This is a genomic window from Microcoleus sp. B13-B6 (assembly GCF_036705405.1).
GTDB lineage: Bacteria > Cyanobacteriota > Cyanobacteriia > Cyanobacteriales > Microcoleaceae > Microcoleus.
On sequence record NZ_JAUBUJ010000074.1, the window covers coordinates 22,635 to 43,531 of the forward strand.

Consider the following 20,897-nt stretch of genomic DNA (forward strand, 5'->3'; position numbering starts at 1 on the left):
CCAGATTCATCTGTGGAGTAAATCTAAAATCTAAAATCTAAAATCTAAAATCCCCTGGCTGGCGCACCCTAAGTTTAGATCCGAGCTAAGTTTGAGGTGGTTTGTATCCTCTTTCTAGGGCAAATCTCACAAGCTGGGCACGATTATCTAACTGTAATTTGCTGAAAATGCTGCCTAAATGAGCTTGCACAGTCCGGGGGCTAATAAACAGCCGATCGCTAATTTGTTTGTTAGTATAACCCTGGATCACTTCCCAAAAAACTCTTTCCTCGGCTGGTGTTAAAGGCAAAGGTGCAGGTGCTGGCAATACTGCCACCAATGGTGGTTCCACCGCCCTACCGCTAGAAGTTTGAAGCAGTCGGACAATTTCGGCGTGAATGCGGTGAGAGCGCTCTAACTGCGCCTTTACCTTAGCTAAGATTTCTTCAGACTGAAAAGGTTTTACCAGATAATCGTCACCGCCGATCGAATGACCTTCAACTTTTGACTCCAACTCGCCTTGACCCGACAAAAATATAAAGGGGACTAACTGTCCCAAACGGGTAGTTCGCAAACGGCGACAAAACTCAAACCCGTCCATTTCCGGCATCATGACATCTGAAATTACCAAATCTGGGGGGGCATTTTCAAAAATCGAGAGCGCCTCAACCCCTGAATTAGCGCATTCCACCCGATATCCTTGACTTTCCAGGTACATTGCTAAGACTGTTTGACAGTCTGCTTCGTCGTCCACCACTAATATTCTTTCCATGACAGGCTTGCACCAATTCCAGTTGGACAGTTTTTGAAACTGCCAGTCCCAAAGTAGGAACTTAATTGAGTTTACCTCCTGCCACTTGATAAAGGCTCGCAATTTCAAGACGCCACACTTTCTCAAATATTCCAATTAGGGGCGCCTAGCGCCTAAAAGGGGAAGCAGTAGAGCAATATGGGGAACAATACTTTCTTTGATTCGCCTATCATCAAAAGCTACAACTTTTTAGGAGGTAGCGTCAACTTTTATGCAGAAAATAGAACGTAAAAGAAAGAATTTTTTTCTATTATACAGAAATATTGGTGACACTTACACTATTCCTAGACGCGACATTGAAAGGTTTTTAGATTTTTCTGGTTCGGACACAGGTACAAAAGGGACAACGCGACTAGGTGCTGCTGGGGGCGGCGCGAACAAACTAGGGTCGGCAACCAACATACTTTCAATTATCGCTGCTGGTTCGGGGCGACTGAACAGATACCCCTGTATGATATCGCACTGATGTTGTTTCAAAAAATCTAGTTCTGCTTCTGTTTCCACTCCCTCAGCAATTACAGTCATATTCAAACTGTGACCCAGTAAAATTACTGCTGTAGTAATAGCAGCATTTTGAGTATCTTCGTTGGCATTACGGACGAAAATTCGATCGATCTTTAAGCTGTCAAAAGCAAATTGCTTGAGATATCCTAAAGTAGCGTAACCGGTGCCGAAGTCGTCAATAGCAATCCGAATTCCTAGAGCTTTTAGTTCGTTTAAAGTAGCGCCTGCTACTGTCGCATTTTCCACCAAAGCGCTTTCGGTCATTTCTAATTCTAAATTCGCAGGCTCCAAGCCTGTAGTTTCCAATATTTGCACTATTCGCGCCTTGAGTTCCGGGTCGGACAACTGCCGGGCCGACAAGTTTACTGATATTGTAAAGGGCGAAAACCCCGCCGCCAGCCAACTAGCGGCTTGAGCGCAAGCTGAAAGCAGTACCCACTCGCCAATCTGAATAATTAAACCTGTTTCTTCTGCTAAGGGAATAAATTCGCAGGGAGAAATTATACCTCGATCGGGATTTTGCCAGCGCACTAAAGCTTCCGCGCCGATAACTTGGCCGGTAGCAATATTCACCTGCGGCTGATAGTATACCTGAAACTCACCTTGTTCCAAAGCGTGGCGCAGCAAAGCTTCGAGAGCAAACTTTTCAGGAGAGAGGGTTGTAACCTTGGTGGAGTCGTTAACTAAATCTTTGAGTCTGGCTTCTGCTTGGTGAAGCGCGACTGTCAGCGGTTGAGTAATAGTTTGCCGCTTCAAGACGCGAGAAGCAATGGCTCCCAGCAATTCAGCCTTGGTAAACGGCTTTGTCAGGTAATCGTCGGCCCCCAATTCCATCCCCCGACGAAAATCGGTTTTGTCACTTTGAGCCGTGAGGAAAATAAATGGAATTGTTGCAGCTAGCGAGTTTTGCCGCAGCGTCCGCAACACGTCATAACCGTCTAGTTCCGGCATCTGCACGTCGCACAAAATTAAATCCGGTATCTCCGAAAGTGCCATCTGCACCCCAGCTCGACCGTTTTCGGCCGCAATGACCCGGTAGCTGTGAGATTCCAGGAGTTGCAGAAGAGTTTCCCGGATTAATTCGTCGTCTTCAATCACCAAAATTTTGAGCATGATAATTAGATAACAGATGCCACTATATATCTGAACCTGACTAACTCTAGCATACTCAAACTAGCAAATTAATGATTCAGCTAATTAGCCAATAAACCATTAGCCAAATGGCTGAATATTTCCCCTCGGTTGTTAAGTCACAATCAAAGAACTGCCCAAATTGGGAAGATTTCGCTCTCTTTCAAGAGCCGAAAACTGCTGCGCCCGACTCGTTTGATAAACTTTTATTACAAAAGACCCAATATTTCTCATAAAAGAAAATAGCCAAGAGTTTCAATGCGCCGAGGGGGGAAATTACTCAGGCTATCACTTATATAATGTCCGGTTAATTGTTCATAATTAGTCCGTGTTTTTACTGACAATTAGAGTTTTCGCTCAATGGATGAATCAGGACGCTGCGTTCTGATTCATCCAAAAAAGGATACTTGCTTTCAGACAACAGTCCTGGAGAAAGAAAAATTTTAGATTAAGGTTCAACCTGCCAGATTCATCTGTGAAGTAAATCTAACATCTAAAATCGACTAACGGAGAACTTAATTATGGTTCTCTAACCCGAAATCCTATTATCCACGGCCTTAATTTACAGGCTTAGTGGAATTCGCGCAAAACTTTTCATCTACAATTGCAGAAGTGATACTGACAGCGTGCATGGATGATGACGGAATTATCTGGTCTTGCGGAACTACCACGGTCTTTTTACAAACCAGCTCGCTACTGCCTACAGAGGCAAAGTTCCAAGCATAAAATTCGGGAGTGCTGACTGTCGCATTGGCCGGATGTAAACCTAGTGCAGTCACTAATACTAATCCAAAAGTCACTAAAGCTACGATCGCGAATCTCAGCATATTCTTTGTTTGAACAGGAAAACTTACCTGATCGGTATTACCTTATTATTACGCGGGTGGATAGAGAGCGTCAATCGATTTTAGATTTTAGATTTTAGATTTTAGATTTTAGAGGCGACCCCACGGATAAATTCGGGGGCTCCTTTATCGGATACAGGTTTTTTATTTCTGGACGGATGAATGCGGGGGCTTGTATCCTGGATGCTTGATTGTCAATAGCAGTTATTCGGCGGTCAGATTCAACTGGTAAGCGATCGGCTCAGATGCTTGAGAAACTACCACGAATTCATAAAAACCCGTATCATCCAGCAATCCAGACCAACTAAGCCCCTCTGCATCTTCCAGCAAAGCTCGCGCGCCCTTTGTCCGCCCCGGAGTATAAATTGACAGTAGAGTAGATTTGCGCGGTGCTTGCAAATTCACGCGCAAAGTTTGATTGAGAGCGAACCTGGCAATGTAAGCTTTCCCTTCTCCGGGTTTGAGATTGCCTGTGAGGCGTTTGCTGTTCGATAGGCGGTCAAATTCAACGCTTTCGACAGTTGCTCCAGCTTGTAAGGCTTCGAGTTCGTCGGCGGTAATTGCTTGCCAAATTTGTCCGATCGGCAAACCGATGATATTGCGATCGCGCGGCTGTTGTGGAAACCAATAAAAAAACCTAGCATCAGCCAAATCGTACAAAGCCCGACTGCTCAAATTCAGCTTGTTAACCTCAGTTTTCCAGCGATCGATATCAGTGGTGTCGTAAGTGCCCAACCGCGCTCTAGCGTCGCTGCTGAGATTTTCCAGCTTGTCGAGCAACTCGTCGCCGATTTTCTGCCACCTTTCGCGCCATTGGCGATCTTCCTCGCCTTCTTTTAACAATCGTCCCCCCAATTCCGGGTATTTGGCATAGAAAGTCTCGTCCACAAGGTTGACGTAACCGTTATAAAATCGATCGTCAATTTTGAGCTTGACAAAGCGATCTTGCAAAGCATCTTCTTGCTGCTGCTTCGGGCTTGAAGGCTGGGGAACTTTCTGCACTTTTGATTGCAGATTTAACAAAGAATTGCCCGCAAACCAGCCAACTCCCCCCATACTTGAGAGCACCGCCACCACGAACAAAACCATTTTCCAAGCAGGCATCTTTTGCTGATGGCCAATAGCAGCAACTCGCACCGGAGTTCCCGGCAGTTTTGGCGTGGGGGCGGGTACGGGTATAGGCGAGAGATCCGGCGGCTGCGTGGGCGCAAAATACCCTGGCTGCGGGGCTGGCGGCAAAGGCTGTAAAGGCGGATTGCCGGAGAGAGCGAGCATTACCTCGCGAGCCGAGGAGTAACGCTGGCTCGGCTGTTGAGCAAGCATTTTATCCAGCACCAGGGACAAATTCGGAGACAGAGAACATTCCGCCCGCCAGTTCCAATTCAGCGTCTGGCTGTCGAGCAACTGATGGGGTTCCTTCCCCGTCAGCAACACCAAAACCGTGGCCGCCAGAGCGTACAAATCGCTGTGGGGAGAGACGATGCCCATCTGCATCTGTTCGACGGGAGCATAGCCGAGCTTGCCGATGCGAGTCGCGGGGGCGGGAGTGCCGTTAGCCTCAGCGAAAAGAGACTCTACGGTGGCGGCGACTTGTTTTACTCCGCCAAAGTCGATGAGCACGGGCATCCCGTCAGAACTCCGCAGAATCAGGTTGTCCGGGGAGATGTCGCGGTGAATCACTCCCAAAGAGTGAATGTATTCGAGCAGGGGCAAAATCTGCAGCAGCAATTGATTGATTTCTGCTTCTATGAACCGCAAACCCTGACGCTTGCGGGCGTCGAGCAGAAAGCGGTAGGTTTGGCCGGGCACGTAGTCTTGGACGAGAAATAGGTAGCCTCGATCGCTGATACTGACGCGGAAGAGTTCGCGAAAGCGCGGGATTTGATTGTGTTGCAGCTTGTAGAGCACTCCCGCTTCCCGCTCGAACAGTTCCTCGGATTTTTGTAAAGCGTAACTTCCGTGTACTTGGGGCGCAAATTCTTTTAAAACGCAGGGTTCGTTAAATCGGTGGGCGTCTTCAGCGAGGTAGGTGCGCCCGAAGCCTCCGTGTCCCAATTCGCGGACGATTCGGTAGTGGTTGTTGAGAGTTATGCCGGGGTAGATGGGATTGTTCATGGGAACTTGCTGCGTCGGATTTTCACGCTTGACTGAGACTGGGAGTTTTGGGCGATCGCTGAATTAATCTTGCCATAGTGTGTGAGTGTTTATTTTTTCGTGGGGGTTGGGGGAGTAGGGGGTGAGCTATAAGACCCACACCATAATCTCTGATTTGATGTGGGATACATGGACTCCCCCAAGTTAATTTTATGGGACTCGATATCCCTTAAATTAACATTTAACGCTACACGACTCACCAGTAAACACTTTATAATACTGGAATGCTGACACTTACACACCGCTACCGAATCTATCCAGACTCCGCTCAAGAGCAACAACTCATTGAGTGGATGGAAATCTGTCGAGGCGCATTTAACTATGCACTGAGAGAGATAAAAGATTGGTGTGACAGTCGTAAGTGTCCGATTGACAGATGCTCTCTGGAGAAAGAGTACATCATTTCTTCGGAGCTGAAGTTCCCAGGCGAAATTCAACAGCTTAACAACTTGCCGAAAGCTAAGAAAGAATTTCCCAAGTTGAGTGAGGTTCCTTCTCAAGTTCTCCAGCAAGCTATTAAGCAGTTGCATAGAGGGTGGGAATATTTCCAGGAGAGAGGGTTCGGCTTCCCCAGATTCAAGAAGTATGGGCAGTTTAAGTCGTTGCTGTTTCCTCAATTTAAAGAGAATCCGGTGACGAATTTGCACATTAAACTGCCCAAGACTGGGGCGATTCCCATCAACTTGCATCGACCTATCCCGACAGGGTTTGTGGTCAAACAAGTGCGAATCTTGAGGAAAGCCGATAAATGGTACGCATCTATTTCGCTGCAATGTGATGTCAACGTTCCCGACCCAACACCCTACGGTCATCCCATTGGAGTTGATATTGGGTTGGAGAAATTTTTGGCAACAAGTGACGGTGTTCTTGTAAAACCGCCAAAGTTCTTTAAAAGTCTGCAAGGTAGGCTGAAAGTGCTGCAACGCAGACTGAAGAGAAAAAGTAAGCGGTCTAAAAACTACGAAAAACAACGCCTTAAAGTTGCCCGACTTCACCATCAAATTGACAACACGAGGAAAGACTTCCACTTCAAGCAAGCCCATGCCCTTTGTGATGTTGGTGATATGGTTTTCATGGAAGACTTGGATTACCGCATCAGTGCCAAAGGGATGTTTGGGAAGCATATGCTTGACGCTGCTTTTGGACAATTCAGAACCATCGTTAAGTATGTGTGCTGGAAGCGTGGGAAATTCTTTGCCGAAGTTGATGCTAGAGGGACTTCTCAAGAATGTCCTGAGTGTGGCGGGTTCGTCAAAAAAGACCTGAGTGTTAGAGTTCATAGCTGTCCTCACTGTGGATACACAACGAATAGAGATGTGGCAGCAGGTCAGAATATTAGAAACCGAGGAATATGCCTCATTAGTACCGTTGGACAGACGGGAATCGAAAGCGCCTGTGCAGCCGATCTACCGGGGACTGAGGCAACTCAGTCTAGGCAAGTGGCGAAATCTCGCAAGAAAGCAACCAGGAAACCTAGGAAGTGATTCTTGGGAAGCCTACACCATAATCTTTGATTTGGTGCAGGAGGATGTCACTGTGAAAACAGCGGTTTCGTGCTATGGAAGTTTATCTACTGCGCCATTTTTTCGATCGACCTCAAAATGTGTTCAAATTTTTAGCGTCCAGCCCAATGTGCGATCGGGTGTTAGCGCTACTAATTGAATTTTGAGCGATCGAGGTGCAAAATACCCATTTTAAGGAGCAAATCATGCAGCCAGAACAGCGTCAGCGAGCAATTGGGGCGTTTGAAGAGTTTTTGAGGGCGCCGCTTGAGGAACGATTGCAACACCAGCAGAATCGAGTTGCCGAATCCGGGGCGATCGCGCTTTTTCAAAAAGTCGCTGCCACAGTACCAGCTTACCAGACTTTCCTAGCTGAACTTAACATCAATCCCGCCTCAATTCAAACCTTTGAAGACTTCCAAAAATTGCCGCTAATTACCAAAGAGAATTATTTACGCTGTCACCCGCTACCTCAGTTGTGCTACCAGGGCAAATTAGAAACTTGCGATTTCATTGCTGTTTCATCTGGTTCGACAGGAAACCCGACCTTTTGGCCGCGTTTTATCAGCGACGAGTTGCAAATTGCTGCTCGTTTTGAACAAATATTTCACGACAGTTTTTACGCCGACACTCGCTCAACTTTAGCTGTGATTTGCTTTGCGTTGGGAACTTGGGTAGGCGGAATGTACACGGCAAATTGCTGCCGCTATCTAGCGAGTAAGGGCTATCCCGTTACAGTTGTGACGCCTGGGAATAATAAGACTGAAATATTTCGAGTTGTGCAGGAACTGGGGGAGCATTTTGAGCAAGTAGTTTTGTTGGGATATCCGCCGTTTATCAAGGATGTGATTGATAGCGGAATTGCTGGGGGTGTGGAGTGGCAAAAATATCGAATTAAGATGGTGTTTGCGGGGGAAGTGTTTAGCGAGGAATGGCGGAGTTTGGTGAGCGATCGCACTAATTCTGACAATCTATATTACAACTCTGCGAGCCTTTACGGTACTGCGGATGCGGGCGTTTTAGGCAACGAGACACCGCTGAGCATTTGCATCCGTCGCTTTTTAGCAAACAATCCCGAAGCAGCACGAAATTTATTCGGGGAATCACGGTTGCCAACGCTGGTGCAGTACGATCCGAAAAGCCGCTTTTTTGAAGTGAATAATGACGGCACCCTGTTATTTTCGGGCGACAACGGTATCCCGCTAATACGCTATCACATCTCCGATAATGGCGGTTTAATTTCTTACGAAGCAATGCTCAATTTTTTGGCTGAATGGGGATTTAACCCTGTGGCAAGTTTGCAGCAAGCAGCCGGTATGAAAGTTTCTGATTTCCCCAGAGGAATTCGCTGCTTGCCCTTTGTCTATGTATTTGGGCGATCCTCTTCGATGGCTTCGCTAACGCACTTTACCGTTTCCTACTTCGGTGCTAACATTTACCCGGAAAATGTCACCGTAGGTTTAGAAGTTCCCACCATCCGGGAATGGGTGACGGGAAAATTTGTGCTGCAAGTCAAGGAGGATTCGGATCAAAATCGGTTTTTATCGGTGGTTGTGGAATTAGCAGCGGGTGTGGAGGGCGACGAGGAGATGAAACAGGCGATCGCATCTTCAATTCTCGCGCAATTGCGGCGGCTTAACAGCGAATTTGCTAATTATGTGCCGCCCGAATATCAGTTACCTGTGGTGACATTAACGGAGACGGGTGATGCGGAGTATTTTCCGATTGGGGTGAAGCACAGATACACGCGGCAATAAGTAGTTTGAATAGATGATTTATCAGTTTTCAAAAGTCTTGTGTTATTCTATAATTAGGGTGACATTTGATGGTTCAGCTTAGAATAGAATATGCCAGCAAAAGACATCTACCACAATAATGTTAGAACAGCCCTGGAAAAGGACGGGTGGACGATAACAAACGATCCGCTACCCTTAAAAATTGGCAAACGAACTCTCAACGTCGATTTGGGTGCAGAGAAACTATTTGCTGCCGAAAAGCAAGGTCGCAAAATTGCTGTAAAATTAAAAAGTTTCGTGAGTGTTTCACCCGTTCATGACTTAGAAGAAGCTGTTGGACAGTATATTGTCTACGAAGATATCCTAGAGCTTTCGGAACCAGAACGGATCATATATCTGGCAATTCGTGCAGAAGTTTATGCAGAAATCTTTTCTGAACCTATCGGGCAGATTTTGTTAGAGAACAAGAGATTTAAACTAATAGTTTTTGATTCATTAAACGAGACAATTGTCAGATGGATAGACTAGATGAATATCGCCAAATTGTCGCAATGTTTTAGATAGTTATGCCCAGATTTCTTACGGCAACGGAGAAATTAAAAGCAGCGTTATTGTTGACCGCGAACAAAACAATTTTTTACTGATCCACGAAGGTTGGCAAGGGCCTCAAAGAATTCACGGGTGTATCGTTCATGTGGAAATTAGGGACGGCCAAATTTGGATTCAACAAGATGGTATAGAAACGGGAATTACCCCAGAACTTGTAGAATTAGGAGTGCCTAAAGACAAGATAGTTTTAGGGTTTCATCCCTATCATGTTCGGCAACATACGGGATATGCGATCGCCTAAACCAGCTTACAATACAGGAAAATTGAATGAAAGGACGATCGCTAAATTGTATCGGGATCAATATTTAATTCTCGCAGTTTCGCGGTCAGACGATCGGCTCGTTGAGCTTCTTGTCCTGCTCGTTGAGCCTCTTCGTCGGCCCGTTGAGTCTCGCATTCTGCAAATTCTTGAGGAGTCGGGACAAGCTCTCCTTCTGCTGTAAAGAAACGCAATTTTCCGCCACAAATTCCGAGACTCAAATCGAGTTGTTGACTCCGCAGATGCCCGAATTCGTTCGGTGCGATTGCTTCATATTCCCCGTCAACTAAATGAAACCCAGCTAATTCTAAAGTTTCTGGGTCAAACCAAAAGTAATCATGAGTGCGAAAAGTATCTTGATAGAGTTGTTTTTTAAAGTTTTTGTCTATATCCGCTGTTTTGGGAGACAGGATTTCAATGATAATATTGGGGTACTTTCCTTCTTCATCCCAAACTACCCAGCTTTTCCGAGTTTTGCGTTCAGTTCCGAGTACCACAAAAAAGTCTGAGCCTCGGAAGTCCTTGGATTTAAGTTGATTGGAACAGTAATAAATGGTGAGGTTGGCAGCAGCATAGAAATTGTTTCTATCTCGCCACAGCCATTCTAGGCATTGGAGGAGTAGGATTATTTGTCGCAGGTGCAGTTCTGTTTCTACGGAATGTTCATCACTGTATAAATCGCCGGGAGGAAAGATAAAGTTTTCCGGTATCTCTTGTTCTGGTATCTCTTGGGTAGTAGCTAATTCTGCGGTTGCGGACATGGCTGCTGGGTGAGGAGTAAGAGGTTGTGTGTCTATTTTAGCAAGCTTTTCATATCTCTGCCGAGGACTATTCTGAAAGCCCGATCGCACTTTTTGCCCAAAAATGCGATCGAACACCGAATAATTAGTCTTTAACTATTAGCAATTATCGTTTTATTGACCGTCAGCTTCCCTGAGAGCCGCCAGAATTTCCGGTCGTTTCATGCGCGCGTAGCCCCGCACTTTCCGGTCTTTGCCGATCGCCTTCAACCGTCTCAGCGAAAGACTTTCGTAGTCATCCTCTGGGGACGGGGACGGAAACGGCAACTCTAACTGCAACTGCGGTAACTGAGGTTTCTGCTGTGCTTTCGACTGCTTCTTCGGCTGCATTTTTGACTGCTTCTTCGGCGGTGCCTCTGGCTGTCTTTCTGAGTGAGTCGCTGCGGCTCCCAGTTGGCGACGGAGCGTTTCAATTTGATTTTTCAGGTCATTTTCTACGTCTTCAATGGCGTCGGAAACAAACTGATTAATTGTTTGGACTGTGCGTTCTAATTTTATTGACAGCAGTTTTTCCAGTTCATCCAACTGTCTCAAAGCGCCTGCAAGATTTACCTCCGAAATAACAGCAGAGGTTGGCGGACGGTTGCTGCTCGATTGTTCAACTTTTTTAGCCATTTTATCTACCTTTTCATGAAATGCTTTTTCCACTTGTTCGAGCAAATGCTTAATCTGTTCTATTTGGTTACGCTCAAAGTTCTGCTCAGTGAGAGCGTTTACGTGTTTTTTTAGCAGCTCTTCATTTTTTTTAACAGATTGTTCTATTTGTTTTGTTAGACTATCTACCTTTTTTTGAAATGATAGCTCAAATTGTTGCAGTAGAGTCTCAATTTGTGCAGGTTTCTGAGTCGGTTGCGGAGCTAAATGTTCCATTTCTGCTTGAGCAACAGCTACCTCCTCGTCGGTCATTTCAAATACCCACGCCCACATTTGCTCGATGCCGAGTTCTTTAGCAAGAATACACCAATCTGATCCGCAGACAACTTCATATTCTTCTTCATTGCTGTAAGCTTCAGTGGGGCGCACAATTAAAGGAATCAAGTTGCTGCCTTGCTCGATGAGACTTCTCCTGATAGCTTCGCGGCGTTCGCGGGGAATCTCTCCCATCTGAGGCTCTGGTACTGCAATTTGGGAAGTGTAAATCTGGCTGTGACTAATTGGCTTAATTCGCAAATATTCAACTATTCGGTTTTGATCGGACGATCGCTCCATCTTGTTACAATTCCTCTTTTCTCATTAAATTCGGGTGTGTAGGTGTTTATGTATATTTGCACTTTACAGCCTGCGTTTTAAGTGCTGCAGGACTAACCCAAGAACTCTAATTGTAGGGTGCGAGACAAACACCTTACCCAGACTGTGGTAAGTTAAAGGGTTTCTTGGGCTGAGTCTTCCAACTCTGCGATCGAACTCGGTTATCTGGGGGAGATATCGCTTTGCTGCTGTACCTGTGCGGCTGGCTGTGCGGTGACAGCCCGGGCGATCGGCAAAAGTTACTGCAATTCCTAAAAAAAGCAACTGTGATGAGTTTAACTGCCTGCGGGACACCAATGATACACTGCTTTACTCATCTTTACTTTTTTTGGCCGTCCGGGTGATCGGGCTGACGTTGCGAGTTGCGATCGCAATTTCGATTTATACGAAAGCCACCTTTAATATCGCCCTTATTCTTTAGTCTCAACCGAGAGGGACGAAAGTTTGTGTAGGATCGGTTTCAACCGCCGAGTCATATCGGGTTTTTCAACTTTTGTCGGGCGGGCTTTGATCGCCCCAAAAATGCAATTGAGATGGCTGAAAGCTTATAAATATTTTTGCCACTTGTCAATAAGCTTAATCATTGTTTTCTCGCCTAACCCTTTACCTTTCATGCGTTCCAACACATTTTCAAAAGATGCAAAGTGCTCCAAATCTCGCTCTTTGATGATTTGTTCTATTGTTTGAGCTTTTATGCCAGCATTTTTCAAATTTGTAGCCAATTTGAATTTATCTTGAGTGTTGAGTGCTTCCAACAGCGGAACTGGCTTGGGAATCCGGCTTTCAACATCTTTAACCCTCTCTATCAGCGCCTGTTTTTCCCGCGTATACTCGGCTTTTAATTCCGTGATTCTGTTTTCCAATCGAGTTTCAATATTTGTCAGTCGCTGTTCAAAACTGGAGGACTGTTGCGGAACCACACTTACACTTTGATTCTCATTGATTGCGGTTTTTCTGAGAATTTTAAGTTGTTCCAGTAGAAGCTCTTCATTTTCTTCTTCCAGGATAAATGCTCCGATTGTCTCGCCTTTTTGAGGTTCTATTTCCTTTGCTCTCGCCGCCCCATAGTATTCAAAGTCTCCGTCTACTATTTCGTAAGCATCCATACCGTTTCGGCGGACAATTATCGGATTAATCAATCCTCCTGACTCTAAAATCAGTCGCGCTAATTTGTCCAAATCAGCCTCGGCAAAATTGGAACGGGGAACTGCGGATGTAATTTTTTTAACTGCAACCAGTGACGGAGATAATTTTTTCATTAGTTTTTACCTATTTTTTCCAAAACTTCGAGTGCTAGCATTTCAAATTCTTGAGATGCGATGGAATCTGGCTTAAAGTCTAGCACTGAAATGGGATCGGCGATTTCCATATTTCCCACGATTTGAAATTGTTCTGCACACTTTGCTAAATCGTCTCTCTCGTAAATTACGCTGTCCATGATTTCAAAGCCGTAGCGTTTGGGAATTGCCTCCCTCCGCTTGGGCAAACTGTACTGTACAAATTTACTATTAGTTGAAATTTTGCAAGAGAGTACGCCTAAAACTTCTAGTGGTTTCTTGCCAATTTGTTTTTTGAATCCATTAACTTTTTTGATAAAGTCCTTGACATTAATCAGTCCTTGATTGGCAAAAGGTTTTAAGTCAGAAGGAATAATTAAATAATCCGCCGCAATTAGGGCAACTCTAGCATAAAAATTCAAAGATGGCGGCGTATCGATCAGTACAATATCATATTTATTCTGTACTTCTGCTAGTTTCTGAATTAAAATCATTCGGCTGTAATCTAGTTGATTGAGTTCCATTTCATATTGCATTAAATCAATGTGGGAAGGAACCACATCTATTTCTGGATGGCAAAAATTAGACTTGCGAGCTACTTGTGCAATCGAGAAAAAGTCTTCTGATTGCAAAACTTGAAGGATATTATTATCTTTCAAATCGTCTTGTTCTTCATCCTCAAATTTAACTAAACCTGTCGCAAAGGTTGTATTAGCCTGACTGTCTAAGTCTATCACCAAGACTCTCTTACCTTTCTTGCTCAGCGCTGCGGCTAAATTGATTACTGTTGTAGTTTTGCCAACGCCGCCTTTATTGTGGTAAACTGCAATGATTTTCATCGTATTTTGAGTTGTTGGGATAACGGTTACATCGGATTTAACTTGAGGCTTAACTGGATAATTTTCAGGTATTTGTTGTGGTTCAGAGATTTGACTTGGCTCAGGTTCTGCGGGGGCGGGATTGTTGGGCTGTACTGGGACTTCGCTCATTAACTCAGGACTAACCCAATTAATTTTACTATCTTCCAGTTTGAGATTATCGGGATTTTTTATAAAATTTAAACTATCTCTGCCAATTAAAGCGATAATTTCATCAATTCTATTTTCAATGTCTTGTCCAGCACACTTAAAGACTAGCTCAATATCATCGGCGATTCTTTCGTAAATTCTAATTTCTTTACCGTTAGTTATTAGTCCGTAGCGGATGCTCAAACTTGTTAAATAGCGAGTTAGTTTTCGCCGGTGGCGGTCTAAATTTTCCTTCGGATGTTTAGCCTCCATGACTACACTCATCGGTGAGTCTGTCTCGATGACTATGGGGATAACTTGGGTGGCAAATGAGAGGAAGTCGAGACGAATATTCCCAAATGCTATTTCTTGGTGCCAAGTGTCGGGCGTATAGCCTAGTTTGGGTAGCAGATAGCTGACAATGAGTTTGCTTTCTACTTCGCTTTCGTTGCGACAGTTATTAGGATTGAAAGTCATTCGATTTTAGATTTTAGATTTTAGATTTTAGATTGGGAATGACTGATTTAATAATGGTAGGGATTGTGATATTGACAGTAGGGCGCGCATTCCTCCCCTGACAAAGGCTACGGATTGTAATATCGAAAAACCCGGTTGTATTTGACAAACCGGGTTTTTCTGGCATTTATCGCGTTTAAAACTTACTTTGTTTTAGCGTTAAATTCCTGCAATGTTTGATAGCCGCCAGCGGGATTGTACAAGTGACAGTTGTCGGCAATCCGCTTCATTAAAGACCAAGAAAATTCTGTTTCGTAGAGATGATCTTGCCAATTTTCCTTTAAGCTGCTGTGGGCGAGGCGCAAATTGTACCAGGGAATAGCAGTTGAAAGGTGGTGGGGAACGTGCACGTTAATGTCGTGGCACAGAAACTCTACCCAGCGGGGATAATCGCAGTGAACTGTTCCCGATAGTTGCGCTTGGGCTTCGTCCCATTCTTCGGGTTCTTTAAAGGAAATATCTGGGGCTGTGTGGTGGACGATCGTAAAAGTGCTCATCCAGAAATGGTAAACCAGCCAGGGCACTAACCAAAATTTGACAAATCCCCAAATGCCTGTGGTTGCAATTAAAAGCGGGAATCCGATCGCAGCACCGATTAAAACGACAAAAACTGAAAACCGAACTTGTTCTTGTTTCTGTTGGCCTTTGAAGCGCCACCACATGAAGTGCACTTTTGCCCAGTGGGCGATCGAGCCAATCCACCACATCCGACCGAATATTAAACTATAAGCTATTTGTAAAGCCTTGGGCGCGGCAGCGTAGTCTTCTGCTGTCATCGGCTGCCAAGCATTATCCTCACCAAGTTTATTGGTGTGCTTGTGGTGGTAATTGTGTCCATGCCGCCATGCGTGAAACGGAAAAATTAACGGCAGAAATGCGAGATGTCCGACTAAATCGTTGACCCAGCGGCGGTTAGCAAATGACCGATGACCGCAGTCGTGGCCGATCACAAAAAAACCGGTTAATCCGGTTCCTGTGAAAATCCACATTAGGGGCAGTAGATACCAAGGCGATACTGCTAAGCCCAAGTAACCGACAGCAACTAGCAAAACGTTGACGATGACTTTTGTCCAAGCTTTGCGGGGGTTTTTGACGAATACTTCCCGCGGCAGGGTTTTGAGAATATCTTTGAGGCGCAGGTTGGAGGTGTCACTTGCGGATGTCAAATTTAGTGGTTTTTCGATCGATGCTGTCATAAATTGATTTCGATTCTCCGTATGCCATGAGCATGGCTTAACAAAATTAGCGCATAAAAAAGCGCAGTAAAATGTCAGCTCGTTGCCAGCAAGCAGCAGACGAGTTGAGCTGTAGGCAAGCGCGTTTTAGCAAATGCTAGCGATCGCTATCCGCAGTTAGGAATTTCTAGCACTTTTGGCAAAAAACACTGCGGGTAGCAAAACATTCGTTTTTATAACACAGGGGCAGGACAATTAGCATTAGGCGCTATTGTCTGCTAATTGCTCTTGCTGCCAGAAATCGGGTCGAGAGCCCGCAAGCCAGCGATCGAGCGTTGCTGTTTGAGGCTTTGCACTTCCAGCAGCAAGGATTCGATTTCTGCTTGCAAGTGCAGGAACTTAACTTGCTGATCGGCTTGGTAGGGGCACTTCACCAAATCTACTTTGCGGGCAAAACTGGTCGATAGGGTAGAAGAACTAGCCATTTCGGGGTTGCTCGCGGCGACTTGAGGCCGGGAAAGAGTGGATGAATTATTTGACATTAGTAATTGAGTAGACATATCTACACATTCACACCATTAAGTTACTTTAACCTGAACCGATCGTATTAAACATCAAATTAACCGATCGAGCTAAAATTAGTGTAAATTCCTTGGCCATTGCCTAAAACCATTGACATCGTGACCCTGATTCTACCTGCTACTGACTCTGCTGTTAACTCTGCTGCTAACTCCGCTGCCCGCGCAGCCGAGCCGAAACGCTACGGCTGGCCCGGCTTGATCGAAGCTTATCGCCCCTACCTGCCGGTGACGGAAACCACGCCGGTAGTGACCCTCCAAGAGGGCAATACTCCCCTGATTCCAGCACCTGCGATCGCCTCTCTCATCGGTCGAGACGTGCGCGTCTTGGTGAAATACGACGGCCTCAACCCCACTGGTAGTTTCAAAGACCGGGGGATGACAATGGCGATTTCCAAGGCGAAGGAAGCTGGTGCCGAAGCTGTAATTTGCGCCAGTACCGGCAATACTTCGGCCTCGGCCGCCGCCTACGCCAGACGCGGGGGAATGCGAGCTTTCGTGTTGATTCCCGAAGGTTACGTGGCTTTGGGCAAGCTGGCGCAAGCTTTGCTTTACGGTGCGGAAGTAATTTCGATTGGGGGAAATTTCGATCGAGCCTTAGAAATTGTCCGCGAAATGGCTGTCCATTATCCGGTGACATTGGTCAACTCCGTCAATCCTTACCGCTTGGAAGGTCAGAAAACCGGCGCTTTTGAAGTGGTGGACGCTTTAGGCGACGCCCCAGACTGGCTCTGCATTCCCGTCGGAAATGCGGGAAACATCACAGCATACTGGATGGGTTTTTGTCAATACCACCAAGCCAAAAAATGTTCGCGCTTGCCGCAGATGATGGGATTTCAAGCCGCGGGGGCTGCGCCGTTGGTAACGGGCCAAGCTGTGGCGCACCCAGAAACCCTGGCGACAGCAATTCGGATCGGCAACCCTGCTAGCTGGAAACAGGCGATCGCAGCTTCCGAAGCCAGCCGCGGCAGTTTTGCAGCAGTCACCGACGCCGAAATTCTCGACGCTTACCGTTTGTTAGCATCACAGGAAGGAATTTTCTGCGAACCGGCGAGTGCAGCTTCTGTGGCCGGTTTGCTGAAGGTAAAAGACCAAGTTCCGACTGGGGCGACGGTGGTTTGCGTGCTAACTGGTAACGGTTTGAAAGACCCGGATACCGCAATTAATCACAGCAACAATCAATTTAAAAGCGGCATTGCTCCGACTTTGGATGCAGTAGCTGGGGCGATGGGATTTTAAGAAGTTAGTTGGCAGTTGTCAGTTGTCAGTTGTCAGTTGTGTTCTTTGTGTCCTCTGTGATTCATAAAAATTCATACCGGATGCGGGAAACTCAGCGGCTTCAGCCCTGAGAGGTAAGCGACGCGGGGACTTCAGTCCCCGTGTTTTTCTTTGTTTCTATTTTGGTTGAAATATTGTATTATGTTCGAGAAGTGAGTAAGAACGAGCATCTACGTGTTGAGACATCCTAGAAGGCGAGAAATTCCCGCCCCTGGAAACAACGGTCAAGTGCAAGCTTGATGACAGTATGACAGTAAAGGGCAAGCAATAGCAGGTTGTTGAGCGTACCGCATTTTGGCAAGCGTGATGGTTCAGAAAACGTTAAAACGACAAAAGTAGCTAGAAACCTAAACTTGATTTGGGTGACTAAGTAGACGGTATTTGACCACCGTAGCGAGAATCAAACTTTAGTAATAACTAAAGCTATTCTGTCAGCAGAATCTCAGTGGCTTTAGCCCGCTTGAGTGTCAATTAAACTAAGATATTGCACCGGCGGTCAACAACCTGTAGGGGCGGGTTCACCAACAATATCTAACAATTACCAACAATCTGAATAAACCCGCCCCCACCCAACAGTAAATCGCAATCTACCTCTTTTAACATACAAGGGGCTGCTTACTCAATAGCTTTCAAGGATACCAAAAGACTAAAAAACCCGCCCCCACCCCGCGCGAAAGTCCTTGATTGATATTGTTGTAAGATATCAGTTTAAATTCACATCTTGCACCAATATAAGAAACAGGCTTTTCGGCCTGTTCCACTCTTAGTTAAAATCTTTTGTGGGGAGTAGGGGTTGGGCCGAAGAGCCCGCCCGTAAGCCCATCGAAACAGGCAAGATGCCTGTTCCACAAAATATAAATTTTCTTGTGGAACAGGCATCTTGCCTGTTCATAAAAGGCTAATGGAGAATGGTGCAACATCTCAGTATCAATAAACTCCTGTGATATCACTTTTTTCTCAATAAACTCAGCAAGACACTTTTGTCATTATATTATGACTAGCCCTACAGCAACCCTGTTAATTTCCTGTCCCGATCGCAAGGGACTTGTCGCCTTACTTGCCAATTTTATCGCCTCCCACAACGGCAATATCATCCACGCAGATCACCATACAGATTTTACGGCCGGATTATTTCTGAGCAGGCTAGAATGGCAATTAGATGATTTTGACTTAACCACCGAACAAATAACACCGACTTTTAGTGAAATTGCCAAGGACTTACAAGCCAATTGGCAATTGCATTTCTCTCATAAAATTCGACGCATCGCAATCTGGGTAAGCCGTCAAGATCACTGTTTATTAGACTTGATTTGGCGACAGCGAGCGCAAGAAATCCGAGGTGAAATTCCGCTGATAATCAGCAACCATGAAAATTTAAAGCCCATTGCCGCACAATACGGTATCGACTTTGAGTATATTCCCATTACTAAAGACAATAAAGCTCTTCAAGAAGCACAACAGTTAGAACTTCTTAAAAAATATAAGATTGATTTAGTAGTTTTGGCTAAATATATGCAAATTTTGAGTCAAGACTTTATCAGAAAATTTCCCAATGTGATTAATATTCACCATTCATTTTTACCCGCGTTTGTGGGTGCAAATCCCTACGAAAGGGCTTATGAAAGAGGGGTAAAAATTATCGGTGCAACAGCCCACTATGTTACACCCGATTTAGATGCGGGCCCGATTATCGAACAAGATGTTGTGCGCGTGAGTCACCGCGATGAAGTCTCTGATTTGATTCGCAAAGGTAAAGATTTAGAAAGGGTTGTCTTAGCAAGATCCGTGCGATATCATTTACAAAATCGTGTTTTAGTTTATGGCAATCGGACTGTGGTTTTTGCTTGAAAATTAGGCATCATATCAATTCTGGTTTGTTACTCCTTGGATCACTCGGCGAGTTATATCAATTCCGGTTGCACGAGCGAAGTGCAGCGAATCCCAAAGTTTTCTCAACTTGATATTTTTCATGACTTGTGATGGGGTTAAGATTGCCCGTTGCCGTCAAGTTGCGATCGCCCTTGGGTAAATTTTCGCAAAGAGCGGCCCATACGACGAGGTTTCGGAACATTACTTTTGCCTGCGGGCCATCCTTCGCGCTGCTGGGAGCGATCGCCATCGGTTTCTTCGGTTTGGTCATGAAACAAAATTTGTCGCGTGGGATAAGGCAAATCGATGCCGTTTTCCACAAGCTTTTTTTTAATAGCACAAATTACCTTGTCGCGCGATCGCATATCGTCAATGCGGCGCGGCGGAGCAATCCACCACCGAACGCGGATCTTGACGGTACTTTCTGCTAGCTCAAGCACCAGCACATCGGGTGCAGGATCTTTCAACACCTCCTTTATGCTGTACAATGCTTCCAGCATTAACTGCTTGGCGCAATCAATATCGTCGCCGTAACCAATACTAAAATCGTATTCCGTGCGGCGTTTATCGAAAGCGGTATTCACTGTCACCGAATTGGTAAACAATTCGGCATTGGGAATGACAATCCGGCGACCATCATAGGTGAGGATTGTTGTAGCGCGCGTCTCAATATTTTCTACCGTTCCCTCAAAGTTTTTAAACACAATCTGGTCATCGATTCGGAACGGTTCCGTCAACAGAATTAGGATACCGGCTAAGAAGTTTTGCAAGATATCGCGAAAGGCAAAACCAATCGCCACCCCGCTAATTCCTAGCAATTGAATCAAATCCCCAGCTTTAAATGTGGGAATTATAATCGAAAGAGAAATAAATAGACCAACTAGAACGATCGCACTCTGGGCTAACCGTCCTAACACCAGCCCCAAATTTCGAGCTTGGTGGTGGTGGCGGGTAACTCGCCTGACCACTCTCTTAATTTGCCTACCCACAAAGTAAAAAATTGCAAAGACAATTAACGCCAGCACAATATTAGGCAGCATGATCATAAAGCCGTCGATCATGCTCTGAATCTTTTTCCAGACTATGGATATCTCTGCCTTCATGAAGTTTCCTCGCCTATCAGTCGTTGTCGATAGTAGTAGAATCTAGCTCGATTAAGTTCTATCTAAAGACTGTAGGTTGGTAGGACGCGAGGAAGATTTTGTGGCAGTCCTCAAAATTTTGAATGCAGATTATAGGTTGAGATATATAGCAATTCTAAATGAATTGTGTAATTTTTGTAGGGGCAAACCCCCGTGGTTGCCCCGATCCGTATGAATTGTGTAATTTTTGTAGGGGCAAACCCCCCGTGGTTGCCCCGATCCGTGGGGGGTAGGCACGGGGAGTAGGGGTAGCACTACCCCTACTTATTTGTACAACTGATTTAGGATTGCTATATAGCAATCCTAAATGATTCAGATAAATTTGTAGGGGTAGTGCCCCCGTGCCTACCCCCTATCTATAGGGCAACCACGGGGAGTAGGGGTCGGATTGCCCCTACAATAATTAGGGCTTGCTGAATAAGCGCCAAAAGCTGACGGACCTGGATTATTCGAGCGGGCGATCGAGAGAAGTGTGCA

18 protein-coding genes are annotated in these 20,897 nt (G+C 45.5%); 6 read left to right on the forward strand and 12 right to left on the reverse strand.

What is annotated here, in order from left to right:
• Positions 1–85 precede the first annotated feature (85 nt).
• The 4 genes from QUB35_RS26750 to QUB35_RS26765 all read right to left on the reverse strand — a co-directional run bounded on the left by QUB35_RS26750 (position 86) and on the right by QUB35_RS26765 (position 5,385).
• Positions 86–751, reverse strand: a complete 666-nt coding sequence (locus tag QUB35_RS26750) for a response regulator (RefSeq protein ID WP_333144678.1) — start codon at positions 749–751, stop codon at positions 86–88.
• Between the two features lie 312 nt (positions 752–1,063).
• A complete protein-coding gene (locus QUB35_RS26755; protein ID WP_333144679.1) occupies positions 1,064–2,407 on the reverse strand; it encodes an EAL domain-containing response regulator in 1,344 nt (447 codons plus the stop codon).
• A gap of 575 nt (positions 2,408–2,982) precedes the next feature.
• Positions 2,983–3,252 (reverse strand): hypothetical protein, encoded by a 270-nt coding sequence (locus QUB35_RS26760; RefSeq protein WP_333144680.1) that lies wholly within the window; start codon positions 3,250–3,252, stop codon positions 2,983–2,985.
• A gap of 222 nt (positions 3,253–3,474) precedes the next feature.
• The gene (locus QUB35_RS26765) at positions 3,475–5,385 is read right to left on the reverse strand and encodes a serine/threonine-protein kinase (protein WP_333144681.1); all 1,911 of its coding nucleotides are present in this window, start codon (positions 5,383–5,385) and stop codon (positions 3,475–3,477) included.
• 263 nt (positions 5,386–5,648) lie between these two features.
• On the opposite strand from QUB35_RS26765, the gene QUB35_RS26770 reads away from it, so the two are divergent.
• From QUB35_RS26770 to QUB35_RS26785, 4 genes are all read left to right on the forward strand, one after another.
• Positions 5,649–6,908, forward strand: coding sequence for a transposase (locus QUB35_RS26770; protein WP_333144682.1), 1,260 nt, complete (start codon positions 5,649–5,651; stop codon positions 6,906–6,908).
• A 224-nt stretch (positions 6,909–7,132) separates the two neighbouring features.
• Positions 7,133–8,683 carry a phenylacetate--CoA ligase family protein gene (locus QUB35_RS26775; RefSeq protein ID WP_333144683.1) on the forward strand — a complete coding sequence of 517 codons (1,551 nt, stop codon included), beginning with the start codon at positions 7,133–7,135 and terminating at the stop codon, positions 8,681–8,683.
• Between the two features lie 90 nt (positions 8,684–8,773).
• Positions 8,774–9,190, forward strand: a complete 417-nt coding sequence (locus QUB35_RS26780; RefSeq protein WP_333144684.1) for an element excision factor XisH family protein — start codon at positions 8,774–8,776, stop codon at positions 9,188–9,190.
• Between the two features lie 67 nt (positions 9,191–9,257).
• On the forward strand, positions 9,258–9,512 hold the full coding sequence (locus QUB35_RS26785; protein ID WP_445252035.1) for a XisI protein: 255 nt from the start codon (positions 9,258–9,260) through the stop codon (positions 9,510–9,512).
• Between the two features lie 41 nt (positions 9,513–9,553).
• On the opposite strand, the gene QUB35_RS26790 is transcribed toward QUB35_RS26785, so the two are convergent.
• The 6 genes from QUB35_RS26790 to QUB35_RS26815 form a co-directional block, all read right to left on the reverse strand.
• A complete protein-coding gene (locus QUB35_RS26790; RefSeq protein WP_333144693.1) occupies positions 9,554–10,291 on the reverse strand; it encodes a Uma2 family endonuclease in 738 nt (245 codons plus the stop codon).
• 153 nt (positions 10,292–10,444) lie between these two features.
• Positions 10,445–11,539, reverse strand: coding sequence for a Rho termination factor (modular protein) (locus tag QUB35_RS26795; protein WP_333144685.1), 1,095 nt, complete (start codon positions 11,537–11,539; stop codon positions 10,445–10,447).
• A 584-nt stretch (positions 11,540–12,123) separates the two neighbouring features.
• The gene (locus tag QUB35_RS26800; protein ID WP_333144686.1) at positions 12,124–12,837 is read right to left on the reverse strand and encodes a ParB N-terminal domain-containing protein; all 714 of its coding nucleotides are present in this window, start codon (positions 12,835–12,837) and stop codon (positions 12,124–12,126) included.
• On the reverse strand, positions 12,837–14,339 hold the full coding sequence (locus QUB35_RS26805) for an AAA family ATPase (RefSeq protein WP_333144687.1): 1,503 nt from the start codon (positions 14,337–14,339) through the stop codon (positions 12,837–12,839). The genes QUB35_RS26800 and QUB35_RS26805 overlap by 1 nt, the downstream gene beginning before the upstream one ends.
• A 182-nt stretch (positions 14,340–14,521) precedes the next feature.
• On the reverse strand, positions 14,522–15,574 hold the full coding sequence (locus QUB35_RS26810; protein WP_333144688.1) for a fatty acid desaturase: 1,053 nt from the start codon (positions 15,572–15,574) through the stop codon (positions 14,522–14,524).
• A gap of 257 nt (positions 15,575–15,831) precedes the next feature.
• A complete protein-coding gene (locus tag QUB35_RS26815) occupies positions 15,832–16,113 on the reverse strand; it encodes a hypothetical protein (protein ID WP_333144689.1) in 282 nt (93 codons plus the stop codon).
• Positions 16,114–16,233: 120 nt separating this feature from the next.
• On the opposite strand from QUB35_RS26815, the gene thrC reads away from it, so the two are divergent.
• Entirely contained in the window at positions 16,234–17,370 is a 1,137-nt protein-coding gene (gene thrC, locus QUB35_RS26820) for a threonine synthase (RefSeq protein ID WP_445252036.1), read from the forward strand.
• Positions 17,371–18,123: 753 nt separating this feature from the next.
• Here the strand turns inward: thrC and QUB35_RS26825 are convergent.
• On the reverse strand, positions 18,124–18,288 hold the full coding sequence (locus QUB35_RS26825) for a hypothetical protein (RefSeq protein WP_333144690.1): 165 nt from the start codon (positions 18,286–18,288) through the stop codon (positions 18,124–18,126).
• A 114-nt stretch (positions 18,289–18,402) separates the two neighbouring features.
• On the opposite strand from QUB35_RS26825, the gene purU reads away from it, so the two are divergent.
• On the forward strand, positions 18,403–19,257 hold the full coding sequence (purU, locus tag QUB35_RS26830) for a formyltetrahydrofolate deformylase (RefSeq protein ID WP_333144691.1): 855 nt from the start codon (positions 18,403–18,405) through the stop codon (positions 19,255–19,257).
• Positions 19,258–19,394: 137 nt separating this feature from the next.
• Here the strand turns inward: purU and QUB35_RS26835 are convergent, their stop codons facing one another.
• A complete protein-coding gene (locus QUB35_RS26835; RefSeq protein WP_333144692.1) occupies positions 19,395–20,381 on the reverse strand; it encodes a mechanosensitive ion channel family protein in 987 nt (328 codons plus the stop codon).
• Positions 20,382–20,897: the final 516 nt, after the last annotated feature.